At 70.1% G+C, this 15,406-nt stretch carries 16 protein-coding genes; 10 read left to right on the forward strand and 6 right to left on the reverse strand.

Translation table 11 applies throughout. The annotated features are described in order from the left end of the window. Positions 1 to 132: 132 nt before the first annotated feature. Both ACZ49J_RS27005 and ACZ49J_RS27010 read left to right on the forward strand, forming a co-directional pair. Positions 133 to 1,269, forward strand: a complete 1,137-nt coding sequence (locus tag ACZ49J_RS27005; protein ID WP_467451990.1) for a peptidoglycan recognition protein family protein — start codon at positions 133 to 135, stop codon at positions 1,267 to 1,269. Positions 1,270 to 1,538: 269 nt separating this feature from the next. After that, positions 1,539 to 2,534: a TAXI family TRAP transporter solute-binding subunit gene (locus ACZ49J_RS27010; RefSeq protein ID WP_467451991.1), complete on the forward strand. Its 996-nt coding sequence runs from the start codon at positions 1,539 to 1,541 to the stop codon at positions 2,532 to 2,534. 18 nt (positions 2,535 to 2,552) lie between these two features. On the opposite strand, the gene ACZ49J_RS27015 is transcribed toward ACZ49J_RS27010, so the two are convergent. Together ACZ49J_RS27015 and ACZ49J_RS27020 are read right to left on the reverse strand one after the other, a co-directional pair. Then, the gene (locus tag ACZ49J_RS27015) at positions 2,553 to 3,959 is read right to left on the reverse strand and encodes a sensor histidine kinase (RefSeq protein WP_467451992.1); all 1,407 of its coding nucleotides are present in this window, start codon (positions 3,957 to 3,959) and stop codon (positions 2,553 to 2,555) included. A gap of 9 nt (positions 3,960 to 3,968) precedes the next feature. Beyond that, the gene (locus ACZ49J_RS27020) at positions 3,969 to 4,655 is read right to left on the reverse strand and encodes a response regulator transcription factor (RefSeq protein WP_467451993.1); all 687 of its coding nucleotides are present in this window, start codon (positions 4,653 to 4,655) and stop codon (positions 3,969 to 3,971) included. Positions 4,656 to 4,908: 253 nt separating this feature from the next. Here ACZ49J_RS27020 and ACZ49J_RS27025 point away from each other — a divergent pair, with 253 nt between their 5' ends. The 8 genes from ACZ49J_RS27025 (at position 4,909) to ACZ49J_RS27060 (ending at position 11,490) form a co-directional block, all read left to right on the forward strand. Next, on the forward strand, positions 4,909 to 5,685 hold the full coding sequence (locus ACZ49J_RS27025; protein ID WP_467451994.1) for an amino acid ABC transporter ATP-binding protein: 777 nt from the start codon (positions 4,909 to 4,911) through the stop codon (positions 5,683 to 5,685). 151 nt (positions 5,686 to 5,836) lie between these two features. After that, positions 5,837 to 6,673, forward strand: a complete 837-nt coding sequence (locus ACZ49J_RS27030; RefSeq protein ID WP_467451995.1) for a glutamate ABC transporter substrate-binding protein — start codon at positions 5,837 to 5,839, stop codon at positions 6,671 to 6,673. A 75-nt stretch (positions 6,674 to 6,748) separates the two neighbouring features. Further along, positions 6,749 to 7,417, forward strand: coding sequence for an amino acid ABC transporter permease (locus tag ACZ49J_RS27035; protein WP_467451996.1), 669 nt, complete (start codon positions 6,749 to 6,751; stop codon positions 7,415 to 7,417). Then, on the forward strand, positions 7,414 to 8,334 hold the full coding sequence (locus tag ACZ49J_RS27040) for an amino acid ABC transporter permease (RefSeq protein WP_467451997.1): 921 nt from the start codon (positions 7,414 to 7,416) through the stop codon (positions 8,332 to 8,334). The genes ACZ49J_RS27035 and ACZ49J_RS27040 overlap by 4 nt, the downstream gene beginning before the upstream one ends. A 198-nt stretch (positions 8,335 to 8,532) precedes the next feature. Continuing rightward, on the forward strand, positions 8,533 to 10,281 hold the full coding sequence (locus ACZ49J_RS27045; protein WP_467451998.1) for an FAD-dependent monooxygenase: 1,749 nt from the start codon (positions 8,533 to 8,535) through the stop codon (positions 10,279 to 10,281). A gap of 72 nt (positions 10,282 to 10,353) precedes the next feature. Continuing rightward, the gene (locus ACZ49J_RS27050; protein ID WP_398973100.1) at positions 10,354 to 10,425 is read left to right on the forward strand and encodes a putative leader peptide; all 72 of its coding nucleotides are present in this window, start codon (positions 10,354 to 10,356) and stop codon (positions 10,423 to 10,425) included. Positions 10,426 to 10,513: 88 nt separating this feature from the next. Next, on the forward strand, positions 10,514 to 11,065 hold the full coding sequence (locus ACZ49J_RS27055; protein WP_467451999.1) for a cupin domain-containing protein: 552 nt from the start codon (positions 10,514 to 10,516) through the stop codon (positions 11,063 to 11,065). Next, positions 11,062 to 11,490 (forward strand): rhodanese-like domain-containing protein, encoded by a 429-nt coding sequence (locus ACZ49J_RS27060; RefSeq protein WP_467452000.1) that lies wholly within the window; start codon positions 11,062 to 11,064, stop codon positions 11,488 to 11,490. The genes ACZ49J_RS27055 and ACZ49J_RS27060 overlap by 4 nt, the downstream gene beginning before the upstream one ends. Positions 11,491 to 11,576: 86 nt before the next feature. Here ACZ49J_RS27060 and recX read toward each other — a convergent pair whose 3' ends face one another. The 4 genes from recX to ACZ49J_RS27080 all read right to left on the reverse strand — a co-directional run bounded on the left by recX (position 11,577) and on the right by ACZ49J_RS27080 (position 15,390). Further along, entirely contained in the window at positions 11,577 to 12,407 is an 831-nt protein-coding gene (gene recX / locus ACZ49J_RS27065) for a recombination regulator RecX (protein WP_467452001.1), read from the reverse strand. Between the two features lie 3 nt (positions 12,408 to 12,410). After that, positions 12,411 to 13,535 (reverse strand): recombinase RecA, encoded by a 1,125-nt coding sequence (recA, locus tag ACZ49J_RS27070; protein ID WP_467452002.1) that lies wholly within the window; start codon positions 13,533 to 13,535, stop codon positions 12,411 to 12,413. A 268-nt stretch (positions 13,536 to 13,803) separates the two neighbouring features. After that, complete coding sequence (locus ACZ49J_RS27075; protein WP_467452003.1) at positions 13,804 to 15,102, reverse strand: AI-2E family transporter; 1,299 nt, start codon at positions 15,100 to 15,102, stop codon at positions 13,804 to 13,806. A gap of 93 nt (positions 15,103 to 15,195) precedes the next feature. Continuing rightward, positions 15,196 to 15,390 carry a DUF3046 domain-containing protein gene (locus ACZ49J_RS27080; protein ID WP_467452004.1) on the reverse strand — a complete coding sequence of 65 codons (195 nt, stop codon included), beginning with the start codon at positions 15,388 to 15,390 and terminating at the stop codon, positions 15,196 to 15,198. Positions 15,391 to 15,406: the final 16 nt, after the last annotated feature.

A 15,406-nucleotide genomic window follows, 5' to 3' on the forward strand; every position in this document is an offset into this window, starting at 1 on the left:
TTGAGTCTTCAAGCTCGGCCGGCGCACATCTCGGCCCGCTCCGCCCTGCCTCCGCGGCCGGGCGAACGCCCGCGCCCGCCCGTCGTCCCCACGACCAGGACAAGCACGACCAGAAACGTTGAGGACCCCACCGTGACCACTCCCCCCACCCCTCCGTCGCACCGGGCGAAGTCCAAGGTGACCCGGCGCACCATGATCGGCGCCGCGGGCGCGATCACGGCCGCGGCCGTGATCACACCGACCGTGATGGCGACGACGAACGACTCCGACGACGCCTCCGTCGACACCGCCGACACCAAGGCCGGCACGACCTCGGAGACGTTCCCCGCGACCCGCGCCAAGTCGGCCACCGGCGAGGCCCCCGTCGAGGCGTCGTTCCCCATCGGCTACGTCGGTGTGCGCGTCGAAGGCACGTCCGACATGTCCGGCGGCGGCATCCGGCTCACCGACGCGGACGGCGGCCAGGGCGCCTGGCAGAAGTTCAGCACCAGCGGCTGCTCGGAGACCAACGGCGGCGCCCTGCTGATCTCCACCGACAAGGCGTCCGGCTACGAGCTGAAGGCGCCCGACGGGGCGACCGAACTGCGCTCGGTGGCCCTCGACACCCAGGAAGGACCGGGACGCAAGGTAGCCGTCCCCTCCGACCGGACCCGCGTGCGGGGTGTCGCCTACCTGTCGCGGCCGGCGTGGGGCGCGGACGAGAAGCTGCGCTTCAAGCCGGACGGCACGGAGAACACGCCGACCGCGTACTACCCGTTCCAGACCATCACGGTCCACCACACCGCCACGGTCAACGACGACCCGGACCCGGCGGCCACCGTGCGCGCGATCTACCAGATGCACGCCATCACCAACGACTGGGGCGACATCGGCTACCACTTCCTCATCGACGAGGCGGGCAACATCTACGAGGGCCGCTACTCCGGTGACGACGGCATCCCCGCGCACGACAAGGACGGCAACCTGGTCACCGGCTTCCACGCCGTCGGCTACAACATCGGCAACCTCGGCATCGCCCTGCTCGGCACCCTGACGGACCGGCCCCCGACGGACGCCGCCCGCGAGTCGCTGACCCGCCTGATCCGCGTGCTGACGCGCTTCCACGGCGTCGACCCGAAGGCCACCGTCACGTACAGGAACCCGGTCAACGGCAACGTGAAGGAGGTCCCGGAGATCACCGGTCACCGGGACTGGTTCGACACGGAGTGCCCGGGTCAGACGATGTACGACGAACTCGACCGACTCCGCGACGCGGCGGCCGGCAGCTGATCCGAGCCAGCGTTCCCCGCGCCCCTCAGGGGCGCGGGGCTGTATCGATATGCGGCTCCGCCGCGATGGGGGTCGCCCCGCTCATGGAGGTCCCCCCGCTCATGGGGTCCCCCCGCTCGAGCGAAGCCGAGAGTGGGGGAGAAGCCGAGAGTGGGGGAGCGACCAGCCACAACGCGCCCGCAGCTTCGGCACCGAACCTCGGTGAACCTCGGCACCCGGGCGGAGCCCAACCCTTGGCCGCAACGCGGCGACCTGGCAGGATCGCGCGCATGTTTCCGGCACTCCACCGCATCGGCGCCCACCGCGTGCTGCTGGCCTCGACGGCCGGGCTCGTGGTCCTCGGGCTGCTGGCGTGGTGGCTGTGGCCGCGCGAGGAGCCGCCCACCGGCACGATCACGATCAGCACCGGGTCGGCCAGCGGCGTCTACCAGGACTACGGCGAGCGGCTGCGCAACGCCGTCTCCAAGGACATGCCCGGCCTGAAGGTCGAGCTGAAGACGAGCGACGGCTCCCAGCAGAACGTCACCCGCGTGGCCACCGGACAGGCCGACTTCGCCATCGCCGCGGCCGACGCGGTGGAGACGTACCGGTCGGCCGACCCGAAGCGTTTCGAGCGACTGCGGGGACTGGCCCGGCTGTACGACGACTACGTCCAGATCGTCGTCCCGCACTCGTCGACCATCGAGAAGATCCAGGACCTCGAGGGCAAACGCGTGGGCGTCGGCCCGGACGACTCCGGCGTGCGGCTGATCGCCCAGCGGGTGCTCCACGCCGCCGGCCTGGACCTCGAGAAGGACATCGAGCCGGAGAGCGACACGATAGGGACGGCCCCGAAGCGGCTGCGGGAGGGGAAGATCGACGCCTTCTTCTGGTCGGGCGGCCTGCCGACCCAGGGGCTGGTCGACCTCGCCGAGGTGTACGACTTCCGGTTCATCCCGATCAGCAGCCGTACCGTCTCCGACCTGCACGCCCAGGGGGAGGCCTACCGCTACTACCGGTCCTCGGTGATGCCGGCCGACGCCTACCCGTCCGTCCAGAACGGCCAGCCGGTGCAGACGCTGACCGTGGCGAACCTCCTCATCACGCGCGACGACCTGGACCCCCGCCTCACCGAGTGGCTCACCCGCACGGTCATCAACAGCCGCGACCGGATCGGCTCGCACGTCCACGCGGCCCAGCTCGTCGACCTGCGCACGGCCATCTACACCAACCCCCTGCCCCTCCACGACGGCGCCCGCCGCTACTACGGCTCGGTCAAGCCGTAGGGGGCGTCCGTCGAGCGTTCAGCTGGTCGGGCCCGTCCTCGGGACCGTGACGGTCACCTTCAGGCCGTGGGGCTCGTGGTGGGCGTACTCGATGGAGCCGCCGCCCGCCGCGAGGAGGGCGCGGGTGATGGACAGGCCCAGTCCGGAGCCCTTGATGTTCTGGTGGCCCGGGCTGCGCCAGAAGCGGTCGCCGATGCGGGCCAGCTCCTCGTCGCCGAGGCCGGGTCCACCGTCGGCGACGACGACCGAGGAGACCGCGCCGTTGGAGGCGACCTCCACCTCCACGCTCTCCCCCTCGGGTGTGAACTTCAGCGCGTTGTCGATCACCGCGTCCAGCGCGCTGGACAGGGCGACGGGGTCCGCCCAGGCGGTGGTGGGCGGGCAGGTACCGGTCAGCCGCACGCCCTTGCTCTCGGCGACCGGCTCCCACGCCGCCACCCGCTCGGCGGTCAGCTCGCCGATGTCGGTGAGCCCGAGGTCCGCCTCGGCGTGCTCGGCCAGCGCCAGGTCCAGCAGGTCGTCGAGGACCTGGGCGAGGCGTTTGCCCTCGGTGCGGACGGAGGCGATCTCCTCGTTGCCCTCGGGGAGTTCGAGCGCGAGCAGGTCGATGCGCAGCAGCAGCGCGGCGAGGGGGTTGCGCAACTGGTGCGAGGCGTCGGCGACGAAGGCGCGCTGCTGCTCCAGGACGTCCTCGACGTTGTCGGCCATCTCGTTGAACGAGCGGGCCAGTCGCCTGAGCTCCGGCGGTCCGCCGGCGACGGCGACCCGCGACTTCAGGCGCCCGGAAGCGATGGCGTGGGTGGTGGTGTCCAGGACGCTCACGGGCTTGAGGACCCAGCCCGACAGACGCAGCGCGGCCCCGACGGCGAGGAGCATCGCGGCGAGAAGGCCCGCGGCGATGACCAGCCAGCCGCGCAGGATCTCGGACCGCATCTTCCCGGTGGGCGAGTCGGTGACGACCACGGCGACGACGTCCCCGTCCCGGATGACCGGGGACGCCACGACGAGCCGGTGCCGCTGCCAGGGCCACACCTGCTCCGGGTCGTGGCTGCGGCGGCCCAGCCTGGCCTCGTCGAAAGCGTCGCGGCCCTCACCCCGGTTGGGCACGTACCAGTTCCGCGGCGCGTTGACCGTGGGCTCCGCGTAGCGGTCGAAGACGCCCGCCCGGATGCCGTACACCTCCTCGTAGCGGTCGATCTCCTTCTGCAGGGTCTCGTAGCGCTCGTCGGCGACGTCGATCCGCGAGCCCGAGGGGCGTTCGGTGACCCACTGTGCGAGCGCCGCGAACCGCGCGGTGTCGTCGATGCGGTCGACGACCACCTTCTGCTGCTCCGCGGCCGCCAGGCTCACCCCCAGCGGGATGCCGAGCGCGAGCAGCACGGCGGCCATGAGGACGATGAGCAGCGGGAGAAGACGAGTGCGCACGCGGGCACGCTATGACGCGGGGGCGACGAGCCGGTACCCGACTCCGCGCACTGTCTCGATCAGAGCGGGCATGCGCAGTTTGGACCGCAGGGACGCCACGTGCACCTCCAGGGTGCGCCCGGTCCCCTCCCAACTGGTGCGCCACACCTCGCTGATGATCTGCTCCCGGCGGAAGACCACCCCGGGGCGCTGGGCGAGCAGCGCGAGCAGGTCGAACTCCTTGCGCGTCAACTGCACGACGGAGCCGTCCACGCTGACCTGACGGGTCGGCAACTCGATGCGCACGGAGCCGAGATGGAGCGCGCCGTCGCCCGCTCCCGACGCGTCGTCAGGAACACGGCGCCGGCTCACGGCGTGGATGCGGGCGAGCAACTCCCCGGTGTCGTACGGCTTGACGACGTAGTCGTCGGCCCCGAGGTTCAGTCCGTGGATCCGGGACCGTACGTCGGAGCGGGCGGTGACCATGATCACCGGGATGCCCGTGCGCTTGCGGATCTTGCCGCAGACCTCGTAGCCGTCCTGGTCGGGCAGGCCGAGGTCGAGCAGCACGACACCGAACCCGGCCCCCTCGGGGACCAGGGCCTGGAGCGCCTCCTCACCGCTGCGGGCGTGCGTGACGGCGAAGCCGTGCCGCGCCAGCACCGCGGACAGGGCGGCCGCGACGTGGTTGTCGTCCTCGACGAGGAGCAGTCTCATTCCGGCCCCCTCCTGTGCGTTCTCCTGTGCTTCGGCCGTGCGTGCTCCATGGCAGTCACGCCGATGACGAAGGACCGCGTCAAGTGCGGCGCCCATGGCGTTACGCAGCCGGTACGCTGCCGGGGCAGGCCGCTACAGGGAGTACCGGTCTGCTATCGGATCGTTATGCTCAATTCTCGCTCAGATGTAATGACGCTGGTCGGGGCGTGTCACTACTGTCCTCCGCAACCGAGGAGGACGGAGCCATAGAGCGATGACCGAAGTACCGGTGGCCAAGGACGCCGTGGCCGGGACGAACGACCTGGTAGTCCTGAAGAGCGTCAACAAGCACTTCGGCGCGTTGCACGTGCTCCAGGACATCGATCTGACCATCGCCCGGGGCGAGGTCGTCGTGGTGATCGGGCCCTCCGGGTCCGGCAAGTCCACCCTGTGCCGCACCATCAACCGCCTGGAGAGCATCGACGACGGCTCGATCCTGATAGACGGCAAGCCGCTGCCCGCGGAGGGCAGGGAACTCGCCCGGCTGCGTGCCGACGTCGGCATGGTGTTCCAGTCCTTCAACCTCTTCGCGCACAAGACGGTGCTCGAGAACGTGACGCTGGGACAGCTCAAGGTCCGCAAGACCGACAAGAAGAAGGCCGAGGAGAAGGCGCGCGCCCTGCTCGACCGGGTCGGCGTGGGCACGCAGGCGGACAAGTACCCGGCGCAGCTCTCGGGCGGACAGCAGCAGCGCGTCGCGATCGCCCGGGCGCTGGCGATGGACCCGAAGGTCATGCTCTTCGACGAGCCGACCTCGGCCCTCGACCCGGAGATGATCAACGAGGTCCTGGAAGTCATGCAGCAGCTCGCCCGCGACGGCATGACGATGGTCGTCGTCACCCACGAGATGGGCTTCGCCCGCTCGGCCGCCAACCGGGTGGTCTTCATGGCCGACGGCCGCATCGTCGAAGAGGCCGCGCCGGACCAGTTCTTCAGCAACCCGCGCAGCGACCGGGCCAAGGACTTCCTGTCGAAGATCCTGCACCACTGAGCACCATCACTGAGCACCACCACGGGGCCCGCCTTCAGGGCACGGCCCGACGGACCACGTCACCAGCGTCCCTGTCACCCGTATCCGACGGCCCGCGTCCTGCTTTCCGCACCGACGGCCCGCATCTCTTCACCACGCAAAGGATGGCTCCATGAAGCTCCGCAAGGTCACCGCCGCCTCGGCCACCGTGTTCGCCCTCGCCCTGACCGTCACCGCGTGCGGCGGCAGTGACAGCGGCGACAGCGGCAACGGCGGCGGCAAGAAGATCACCGTCGGCATCAAGTACGACCAGCCGGGCATCGGCCTGAAGGAGCCCGACGGCTCGTTCTCCGGCTTCGACGTCGACGTCGCCACCTACGTGGCCAAGGAACTCGGTTACAAGGAAGGCGACATCGAGTTCAAGGAGACGCCGAGCGCCGACCGCGAGAACGCGCTCAAGCGCGGTGACGTCGACTTCATCGCCGCGTCGTACTCGATCAACGACGAGCGCAAGAAGCAGGTCGACTTCGCCGGCCCGTACCTGCTGGCCCACCAGGACCTGCTGGTCCGCGCCGACGAGAGCGGCATCAAGGAGGGCACCGACCTCAACGGCAAGAAGCTGTGCTCCGTCACCGGCTCGACCTCGGCGCAGAACGTCAAGAACGAGATCGCCCCGAAGGCCCAGCTGCAGGAGGTCGGCACGTACTCCGAGTGCCTCGACGGACTCGCGAGCGGCGCCGTGGACGCGCTGACCACCGACGACTCGATCCTCGCCGGCTACGCGGCGCAGGAGCAGTACAAGGGCAAGTTCAAGCTGACCGGCCTGAAGCTGAGCAACGAGAACTACGGCATCGGTGTCAAGAAGGGCGACACCGAGATGGTCGACAAGATCAACAAGGCCCTGGAGAAGATGGTCAGCGACGGGTCCTGGGAGAAGGCCGTCAAGGACAACTTCGGCTCGACCTACAAGAACGAGCCCGCCCCGAAGATCGGCAACGTCGTCCAGTAAGGCAGGAATCGGCGGTGGGCCGCTCGGCGGACCGGCCCACCGCCGCCCTCGGCACACGCGGAAGCGCGGGAGATCGTGTTCGACTTTCTTGAAGGCTATGACGTCCTAGGGGCGTTCTGGACGACAGTGCAACTGACACTGCTCTCGGCCGTCGGCTCCCTGGTCTGGGGCACGATCCTGGCCGGTATGCGAGTCAGCCCCGTACCGCTGATGCGCGGTTTCGGTACCGCCTACGTCAACATCGTGCGGAACATCCCGCTGACCGTCATCATCGTGTTCACCTCACTCGGCCTCGCCAACATCTTCGGCGTCACCATGGGAGCGGCCGACGACTTCGACACGAAGTTCTTCCGGCTCGCTGTCCTGGGTCTGACGGCCTACACGGCGTGCTTCGTGTGCGAGGCCCTGCGCTCCGGCATCAACACGGTGCCCGTCGGCCAGGCGGAGGCGGCCCGCGCCATCGGGTTGAGCTTCACCCAGGTGCTGACCCTCATAGTGCTGCCGCAGGCGTTCCGCACGGTGATCGGTCCCCTGGCCAACGTCCTGATCGCGTTGACCAAGAACACAACGGTCGCGGCCGCCATCGGTGTGGCGGAAGCCGCGCTGTTGATGAAGGAAATGATCGAGAACGAGGCGCAGCTCCTCCCCATCACCGCGATCTTCGCCCTGGGCTTCGTGGTGCTGACGCTGCCGACCGGTCTCCTCCTCGGCTGGCTGAGCAAGCGACTGGCGGTGAAGCGATGAGCTCCGTTCTCTACGACACTCCGGGCCCCCGCGCCAAGCAGCGCAACATCCTCTACACGGTGGTGTTCGCCGTCCTGCTGGCGCTCATGCTCTGGTGGGCCTGGCAGACCATGTCCGACAAGGGCCAGCTCGAATGGGCCAAGTGGAAGCCGTTCACCGAGTCGCAGGCGTGGACGACGTACCTGCTGCCCGGCCTCGGCAACACGCTCAAGGCGGCGGCCCTGTCGATGGTGATAGCCCTGCCGCTGGGCGCGATCTTCGGCATAGCCCGTCTGTCGGACCACCGGTGGGTGCGTGTCCCGGCCGGCGCGATCGTCGAGTTCTTCCGCGCCATCCCGGTGCTGATCCTGATGGTCTTCGCCAACCAGTTCTACTCGGACTACTCGGACTTCAGCAGTGATGTCCGGCCTCTGTACGCGGTGGTCACCGGCCTCGTCCTCTACAACGCCTCGGTGCTCGCTGAGATCGTCCGCGCGGGCATCCTGTCGCTCCCCAAGGGCCAGACGGAGGCCGCTCAGGCGATCGGTCTGCGCAAGACGCAGGTCATGACGTCGATCCTGCTGCCGCAGGCCGTGACCGCGATGCTGCCGGCGATCGTCAGCCAGCTCGTCGTGATCGTGAAGGACACGGCACTCGGCGGCGCCATGCTGAACTTCACCGAGCTGCTCAACGCCCGCAAGACGCTGGCGGCGAACTTCGCGAACGTCATCCCCAGCTTCATCGTCGTGGCGGTCATCTTCATCGTCCTCAACTTCATTCTGACCAGCTTCGCCTCGTGGCTGGAGAACAGGCTGCGGCGCGGCAAGAAGTCGACCGGGGCGGTTCTTCCGACGGCGGCGGTCGAGGGCACGGCGGCGACCGGCGCGGGAGGCGGCGTCGGTTTCGGTGGCGGGTCGGCCGGCGGCGGCGCGACTTAGCCACCTGAAGGGCCCGGACGCGCCGAACAACTGACGACAAGTGAACATTCGGAGGCAGTGGCCCGCGCGCCACTGCCTCCGTCGCTTGACGCAAACACCGGCAGTGGGTTGCATACGTTCTGTGATCGTGCACCCCGCTCCATCTGGATGTTCCCGAAAGTTCCGCAGGACACCGCTCCAGGCAGGGGGCACCGCGCCGTGGACCCGGTGATCATCGTGGGAGCGGGGCCCGTCGGGCTCACGCTCGCCCTCGCGCTCGCGCGCCAGGAGGTCCCGTCCGTGGTCCTCGACGAGGGCCCCGGCAAGGACGAACAGCGCCTCGCGCGCACGGTCGTCCTGCGGGAGGACACGACCGCGCTCCTGACGCGGCTGACCGGGTTTCCGCTGGCCCAGGCCGGACTCGCCTGGTCCGGGTGGCGTTCCGTGCGCCGCCGTCAGGTGATGCGCAACGTCCGCTTCGACGGCGCGTCCGGCGAGGCCGGGGCCGCGGGCTTGGAGCGTGCTGCCACGGAGGACGTTACGGAGACGTCCGCGGGACCCGCCCCGCTGCATCTCGCCCAGCACGTGCTGACGGGCGCGCTGCGTGACGCCATCGCCGAGGAGCGGCTGGTCAAGGTGGCCGTGGAGAGCCGCCTGGACTCCATCGAGCAGGAGCCGTCGGGCATCACCGCGCACACCCGCGGCCCCAAGGGCACCTGGTGGCGGGGCAGCTACCTCATCGGCTGCGACGGCCCCCGCTCCACCGTGCGCAAGCTCCAGGACATCCGCTTCCCCGGACGTACAGCCGTGGAGCGGCACGCCGTGGCGGCACTGCGGACGGAACTTCCGTGGTCCAAAGAAGCGTTGCTGCACCGCGCGCCGCCGTGGCGGACGTCCGGGCCCTCGGCCGGGGAGATCACCGCCCGTCCCCTCCCCGACGGCGTGTGGCGCCTGGACTGGCTGCTGCCGCCCGGCAAGGACCTGGTCACACCGGACCTGCTGGTGGCACGCATCCGGGAGACCCTCGCGGGCTGGAACTCGGGTTCCACGCCTCCGTACGACCTGCTGGACACCGGAGTCCACACCGTCCACCACCGCCTCGCCCGCCGCTGGCGGGCCGGCCGGGTCTTCCTCGCCGGGGACGCCGCACACCTGCTGGGCGCGCTCGGCACCCAGGGCCTCGACGAGGGGCTGCGGGACGCCGACAACCTCGCCTGGAAGCTGGCGCTGGCCTGGCACCACGGCCCCCACGAGGCGCTGCTCGACAGCTACCAGACGGAGCGACGCGGGATCGTCGCCGCCCGGCTGCGCGCCGCCGACCAGGCACTGCCCCTGCTGCGCGGCGGCAAGGGGCTGCGGTCGTACGTCCCCGGCTCGTCCCGCGGCCACGACGCGCTGCTCACGGACGGCCATCTGGGACGCGGCCCGCTGGGCGCGCCCGGGACGTACGCCGATTCACCGCTCGCGCCTCCCCACGCCGAGTCGGAGACGGCCGTCGGCACGGCCCCGGGTGCGCAGGTCGTCGACGTGCGGGTGACCGCCGAGGACGGCACCTTCGTCCAGCTGCGGGACCGGCTCGGGCGCGGGGCGATGCTGGTCGTGCTGATCGCACCGGGCACGGGGGTGTGGGCCCGCAAGCACTGGGTGAGCGCCGGGATCATGCCTCGGCTGGCGGCCGCGGTGACCGCGCTGCCGCGCCCCGCTGAACTGCTGGTCGCCGAGAGCTACCCGGGCGCCGCCGCGCACACGGTCCTGCTGGTCCGCCCCGACGGCCATCTGGTCACCGCGTTGAGCGGGGTGCGCCCGGCGGACCTGTACGCGGCGGCGGAGGCGACGCTGGGCGGATCTAATGTCTCGGACGGGCCGGGCGGCTCGGACGGCTCAGGCGGCTCAGGCGGCTCAGGCGGCTCGGGGAATTCGAAAGCGGGGGCGGGAGCGTCCGGTGCGCCGGACTCACCGTCACCGTGAGGTCCACGGAGTGACTGTGAGTTGACCCGTCTCCGCGACCATGGTGTACTCCGGATCGTGACCGACACCTGTGTGCACCTGTGGCGGAGGGTCCATATGGACCTCGTCCGCTACGCGGGCTGCGTGTGTCATCCGTCCTGCTGAATTCGCATCTCTTTCTCCTTCTCCGCGCGCCCGCTCTCGGTCCGCGCGCCCCCTCGCGAACGCTCATCAGCTTCTCAGGACGGTACCTGTGTCTGTTTCCCGCACCGCGCCCTCCCCGGCCCCTGCCTCCCCCGTTTCCCCCGTCTCCGCCCCGACCCAGGCGGACCTGCTCGACTTCGCGCGCCGTACGGCCGCCGACGCCGGGCTGATCGCCTCCCTCCCCCTCGACCCCGAAGGCCGCACCTGGGTACGTCTCGACGGCCCCGGCGGCAGCGAGGCCTGGCTGATCGGCTGGCCACCCGGCACCGGGACGGGCTGGCACGACCACGCCGACTCCGTGGGCGCCTTCGTCACCGCGTCCGGTGAGCTGACGGAGAACTCGCTCGCCGCCCGGCTGCCCACCGACGGCTGGAAGACCCTGGAACTCGACGAAGACGTGGACCGCGTACGGCAGTTGCCGGCAGGCAAGGGCCGGGCGTTCGGCCGCCACCACGTGCACGAGGTGCTCAACGAGTCCACCGAGCAGCACGCGATCTCCGTCCACGCCTACTACCCGCCCCTCCCCCGGATCCGCCGCTACAGCCGCACGGGTCCGGTGCTCCGCCTGGAGCAGGTCGAGCGCCCGGAGGACTGGCAGTGAGCACCACCGAGGGCGACCCCACCGTCGAACGCCCTCTAGGGATCGACGAGTTGCTGGAGCGTGTCCGCGAAGGGCTCGACCGCGTCGAACCGAAGGACGCGTACGAAGCCGCCCAGGCGGGCACGGCTCTCCTGGTCGACATCCGCTACGCCGCCCTGCGCGACCGCGACGGCCTCATCCCCGGCGCCCTGGTCATCGAACGCAACGAACTGGAGTGGCGCCTCGACCCGCAGGGCAGCCACCGCGCCTCCGAGGCCACGAGCCACGACCTCCGCATCGTGGTCATCTGCAACGAGGGCTACGCCTCCAGCCTCGCCGCCGCGTCCCTGCGGCACCTGGGACTGCACCGGGCGACCGACCTTGCGGGCGGCTTCCAGGCCTGGAGGGCGGCTGGGTTGCCGGTGGCGTCCCAGGAGCCGCGGTGACGGCGGGTAAGAGCTTCAGTCGACGGCCGGCGGGAGCTGAAGTTGACGGTTGATGGGGGCTGAAGCCGGCGGCTGTCGGCGGCTGGTCAGAACCCGTCGTCTCCCAGCCCCTCCGGGTCCTCCCCCTCTTCCTTCAGTGCCTGCCGCACCACCCGGAGGGCCATGCCCTCGGGATAGCCCTTGCGGGCGAGCATGCCGGCCAGGCGCCGCAGGCGTTTGTCGCGGTCCAGGCCACGCGTGGAACGCAGCTTGCGGGCGACGAGTTCGCGCGCCGTGGCCTCCTCCTGCTCGGAGTCGAGCTGGGCGACGGCCTCGTCGATGAGCGTCGAGTCCACCCCCTTCGTCCGCAGCTCCCGGGCGAGGGCCCGCCGGGCCAGCCCCCGGCCGTGGTGCCGGGACTCCACCCAGGCGTCCGCGAACGCGCTGTCATTGATCAGGCCGACCTCCTCGAACCGTGACAACACCTCGTCCGCCACGTCCTCGGGGATCTCCCGCTTGCGCAACGCGTCCGCGAGTTGCTTCCGCGTGCGCGGGGTCCCGGTGAGCAGGCGCAGACAGATCGCCCGCGCCCGCTCAGCCGGGTCCCCTGGGGACTCCCTCTTCTCGGCCCTCGACGAGAAAGGGGAGCCTCCGTCCTGTGAGGCCCCGGACGACCCGCCGCTGCCACGTGCGCGCCGCCCACGGCCACGCCTGCCGCCCGGGTCATCGCCAACGCCCAGTCGGCCCCCGCCACGAGGACGATCGTCGCCATGGCCGGTAGCGCCGTCCGACCAGCTCGTGTGCCCGTCCGACCAGCCGTCGCCGGCCGGCTCCTCGCCGTACCGCTTGGCTTCGGTGACGTCTCCGTCACCCCTGAGCCCCTCGTCCTCAGGGGTAAGCGGACAGGTGTACTCGTCCCAGTCCGTTCGCCGAGTCAAGGATCAGCTCTTGGCGGTCGCGGCCTTGGACTTGGGGGCCTTGGCCGCCGCAGCGGGTGCCGTCTTGGCGGCCTCGTCCGCGGCGGTGGCGGTCGCCGCGTCCGCGCCCGGCTCGGCGGCGGGCTCCTCCGGCCGCACCCCCACGCCCAGCTTCTCCTTGATCTTCTTCTCGATCTCGTTGGCGAGGTCGGGGTTGTCCTTCAGGAAGTTGCGCGCGTTCTCCTTGCCCTGGCCGAGCTGGTCGCCCTCGTACGTGTACCAGGCGCCGGCCTTGCGGACGAAGCCGTGCTCCACGCCCATGTCGATCAGGCCGCCCTCGCGGCTGATGCCCTGGCCGTAGAGGATGTCGAACTCGGCCTGCTTGAAGGGCGGCGCGACCTTGTTCTTGACGACCTTGCAGCGGGTGCGGTTGCCGACCGCCTCCGTGCCGTCCTTCAAGGTCTCGATGCGGCGGATGTCGATGCGCACCGAGGCGTAGAACTTCAGCGCCCGGCCACCGGTCGTGGTCTCCGGGGAACCGAACATCACGCCGATCTTCTCGCGGAGCTGGTTGATGAAGATCGCGGTCGTCTTGGACTGGTTGAGCGCGCTGGTGATCTTCCGCAGGGCCTGGCTCATCAGACGGGCCTGCAGACCCACGTGGCTGTCGCCCATCTCGCCCTCGATCTCCGCGCGCGGGACGAGCGCGGCGACGGAGTCGATGACGATGAGGTCGAGTGCGCCGGAGCGGACCAGCATGTCCACGATCTCCAGCGCCTGCTCGCCGTTGTCCGGCTGGGACAGGATCAGGTTGTCGATGTCGACGCCGAGCTTCTTCGCGTACTCGGGGTCGAGGGCGTGCTCCGCGTCCACGAAGGCGACCTGGCCGCCGGCCTTCTGAGCGTTCGCCACCGCGTGCAGGGTCAGGGTCGTCTTACCGGAGGACTCCGGGCCGTAGATCTCCACGACACGGCCGCGGGGCAGACCACCCACGCCGAGGGCCACGTCGAGGGCGGTGGACCCGGTCGAGATGACCTCGATGGGCTCCTTCGACCGCTCGCCCATGCGCATGACCGCGCCCTTGCCGAATTGCCGTTCAATCTGTGCGAGCGCGGCGTCGAGCGCCTTCTCGCGGTCGGTTCCTGCCATGGGTTCCACCCGATTTGCTTGAGTCGATCGCTTCACGTGAAAGACGCTAACGCCTGCCACTGACAATGGGCCCCGACGCCCGTCCCGCCTGTGGATAACTCGGGTACATCTCCGCGAAAACCCTGCCGAAATCCCCGCCGGGGTTCCCACCGGAGACCCCATAAGAACGGATGTTCGATTTCCGTGTCAAGCGCAGCGGAAGCGCCGTTCCCCGGCTGCGGCCCGGCTGCCGCTCCAGCTACTGCTCCGCTTTCGGCTGCCCCTCCAGCTACTGCTCCGGTTGCGGCTCCCGTCCCGGCGACTGCTCCGCTCGCGGCTCCCGCTCCCGCTCCCGCCTCGGCTCGAGCAACCGGCGCAGGCGGGCAAGGGCGTTGCCCGGAGTCCGCTTGCGGTGGCCGTGCACACGGGGGTCGTCCGTGACGTCGTACCGCTTCACGTAGGCCCCGAGGAACGCCTGCAGGGTGGCGACCGCCGGGATGGCGATCAAAGCGCCCACGGCGCCGAGAAGCGCGGTGCCCGCGATGACCGACCCGAAGGCGACCGCCGGGTGGACGTCGACGGTCTTGGCGGTCAGCTTGGGCTGCAGCACGTAGTTCTCGAACTGCTGGTAGATCACGACGAAGATCAGCACCCACAGCGCGTACCACGGGTTGACCGTGAAGGCGATCAGCATCGGCAGGGCACCCGCGAGGTAGGTGCCGATGGTGGGGATGAACTGGGAGACCATGCCGACCCAGACGGCGAGCACGGGGGCGTAGTTCACCCCGAGGTACTCCAGCAGGACGTAGTGGGCCATCCCGGAGATCAGCGCCATCAGGCCGCGCGAGTACAGATAGCCACCGGTCTTGTCGACCGCGATCTCCCAGGCGCGCAGCACCTCGGCCTGCTTCGCTGGCGGCAGCACGGAGCACAGGGCGCGCCGCAGCCGGGGGCCGTCGGCGGCGAAGTAGAACGAGAACAGCGCGATCGTCAGCAACTGGAAGAGGCCGCCGAGGACCTGCGCGGAGACGTCCAGGACACCGGTGGCGCTGTTCTGCACGTACCTCTTGAGCCAGTCGGAGCGGAGGAGGCCCTCCTGTATGTCCACCCGCTTCAGCTCGGTGTGGAAGGTCGTGTTGACCCAGCTGATGACGGAGTCGAGGTACTCGGGGAGGCCCTCGATCATCTTGATGATCTGGCCCGCGAGCATCGAGCCGAGGAGCGTGACGAACCCGGCCGCCGCGATCAGCGTGCCGAAGAAGACGAGGAAGGTGGCGAAGCCCCTGCGCAGTCCCTTCGAGGCCATCCAGCTGACCGCGGGCTCGATGGCGAGCGCGAGGAAGAACGCGATGAGGATGTTGATCAGCAGCCCGATGAGCTGGTGGAACGCCCAGTTGCCCAGCTGGAACACGGCGACGAGCGAGAGCGCCAGCACCATGGCGCGCGGCAGCCAGCGCGGCATGCGTGCCCGCGCCGCGTCATCACCCGACGGGGGGCGGGTGGGCGGCGTGGTGCCGGGCGGGGATGCCTGCTGGTCGACCTGCGCGGTCTCGTCCGCGCGAGCGGCGGTCTCGTCTGTGGAAGCCACGGAGCAAGTCTCGCTCACGCCGCCGACAATCGGTCCCCGCCTCCGGAACCCCGTGACGGTGCTCGTTGCCCGCCCGCACACTTTCGGGCGGGTTCAGCGCCGTTCGTCCGGAACGTCCATGGTCGCGCACACCACGCGCCACACGTCCCTGGCCTCCCAGCCGGCGTCGAGCGCCTCGTGCACGGTCCGTCCGCCCAGTTCGGACATCACGTGGTCGCGCGCGAACGTGTCGGCGTACCCCTCGCCGAAGTGATCCGCCATCCGCTGCCAGAAGACCGTCAACCGCATGACTCCAGTATCCCGC

This window comes from Streptomyces sp. NPDC030840 (assembly GCF_055572015.1).

Bases quoted from the DNA above. Each gene is read 5' to 3' on its own strand.
- ACZ49J_RS27010 (WP_467451991.1), top strand. From the start codon at position 1,539: ATGTTTCCGGCACTCCACCGCATCGGCGCCCACCGCGTGCTGCTGGCC.
- ACZ49J_RS27020 (WP_467451993.1), bottom strand. From the start codon at position 4,655: ATGAGACTGCTCCTCGTCGAGGACGACAACCACGTCGCGGCCGCCCTG.
- ACZ49J_RS27025 (WP_467451994.1), top strand. From the start codon at position 4,909: ATGACCGAAGTACCGGTGGCCAAGGACGCCGTGGCCGGGACGAACGAC.
- ACZ49J_RS27030 (WP_467451995.1), top strand. From the start codon at position 5,837: ATGAAGCTCCGCAAGGTCACCGCCGCCTCGGCCACCGTGTTCGCCCTC.
- ACZ49J_RS27040 (WP_467451997.1), top strand. From the start codon at position 7,414: ATGAGCTCCGTTCTCTACGACACTCCGGGCCCCCGCGCCAAGCAGCGC.
- recA (WP_467452002.1), bottom strand. From the start codon at position 13,535: ATGGCAGGAACCGACCGCGAGAAGGCGCTCGACGCCGCGCTCGCACAG.
- ACZ49J_RS27080 (WP_467452004.1), bottom strand. From the start codon at position 15,390: ATGCGGTTGACGGTCTTCTGGCAGCGGATGGCGGATCACTTCGGCGAG.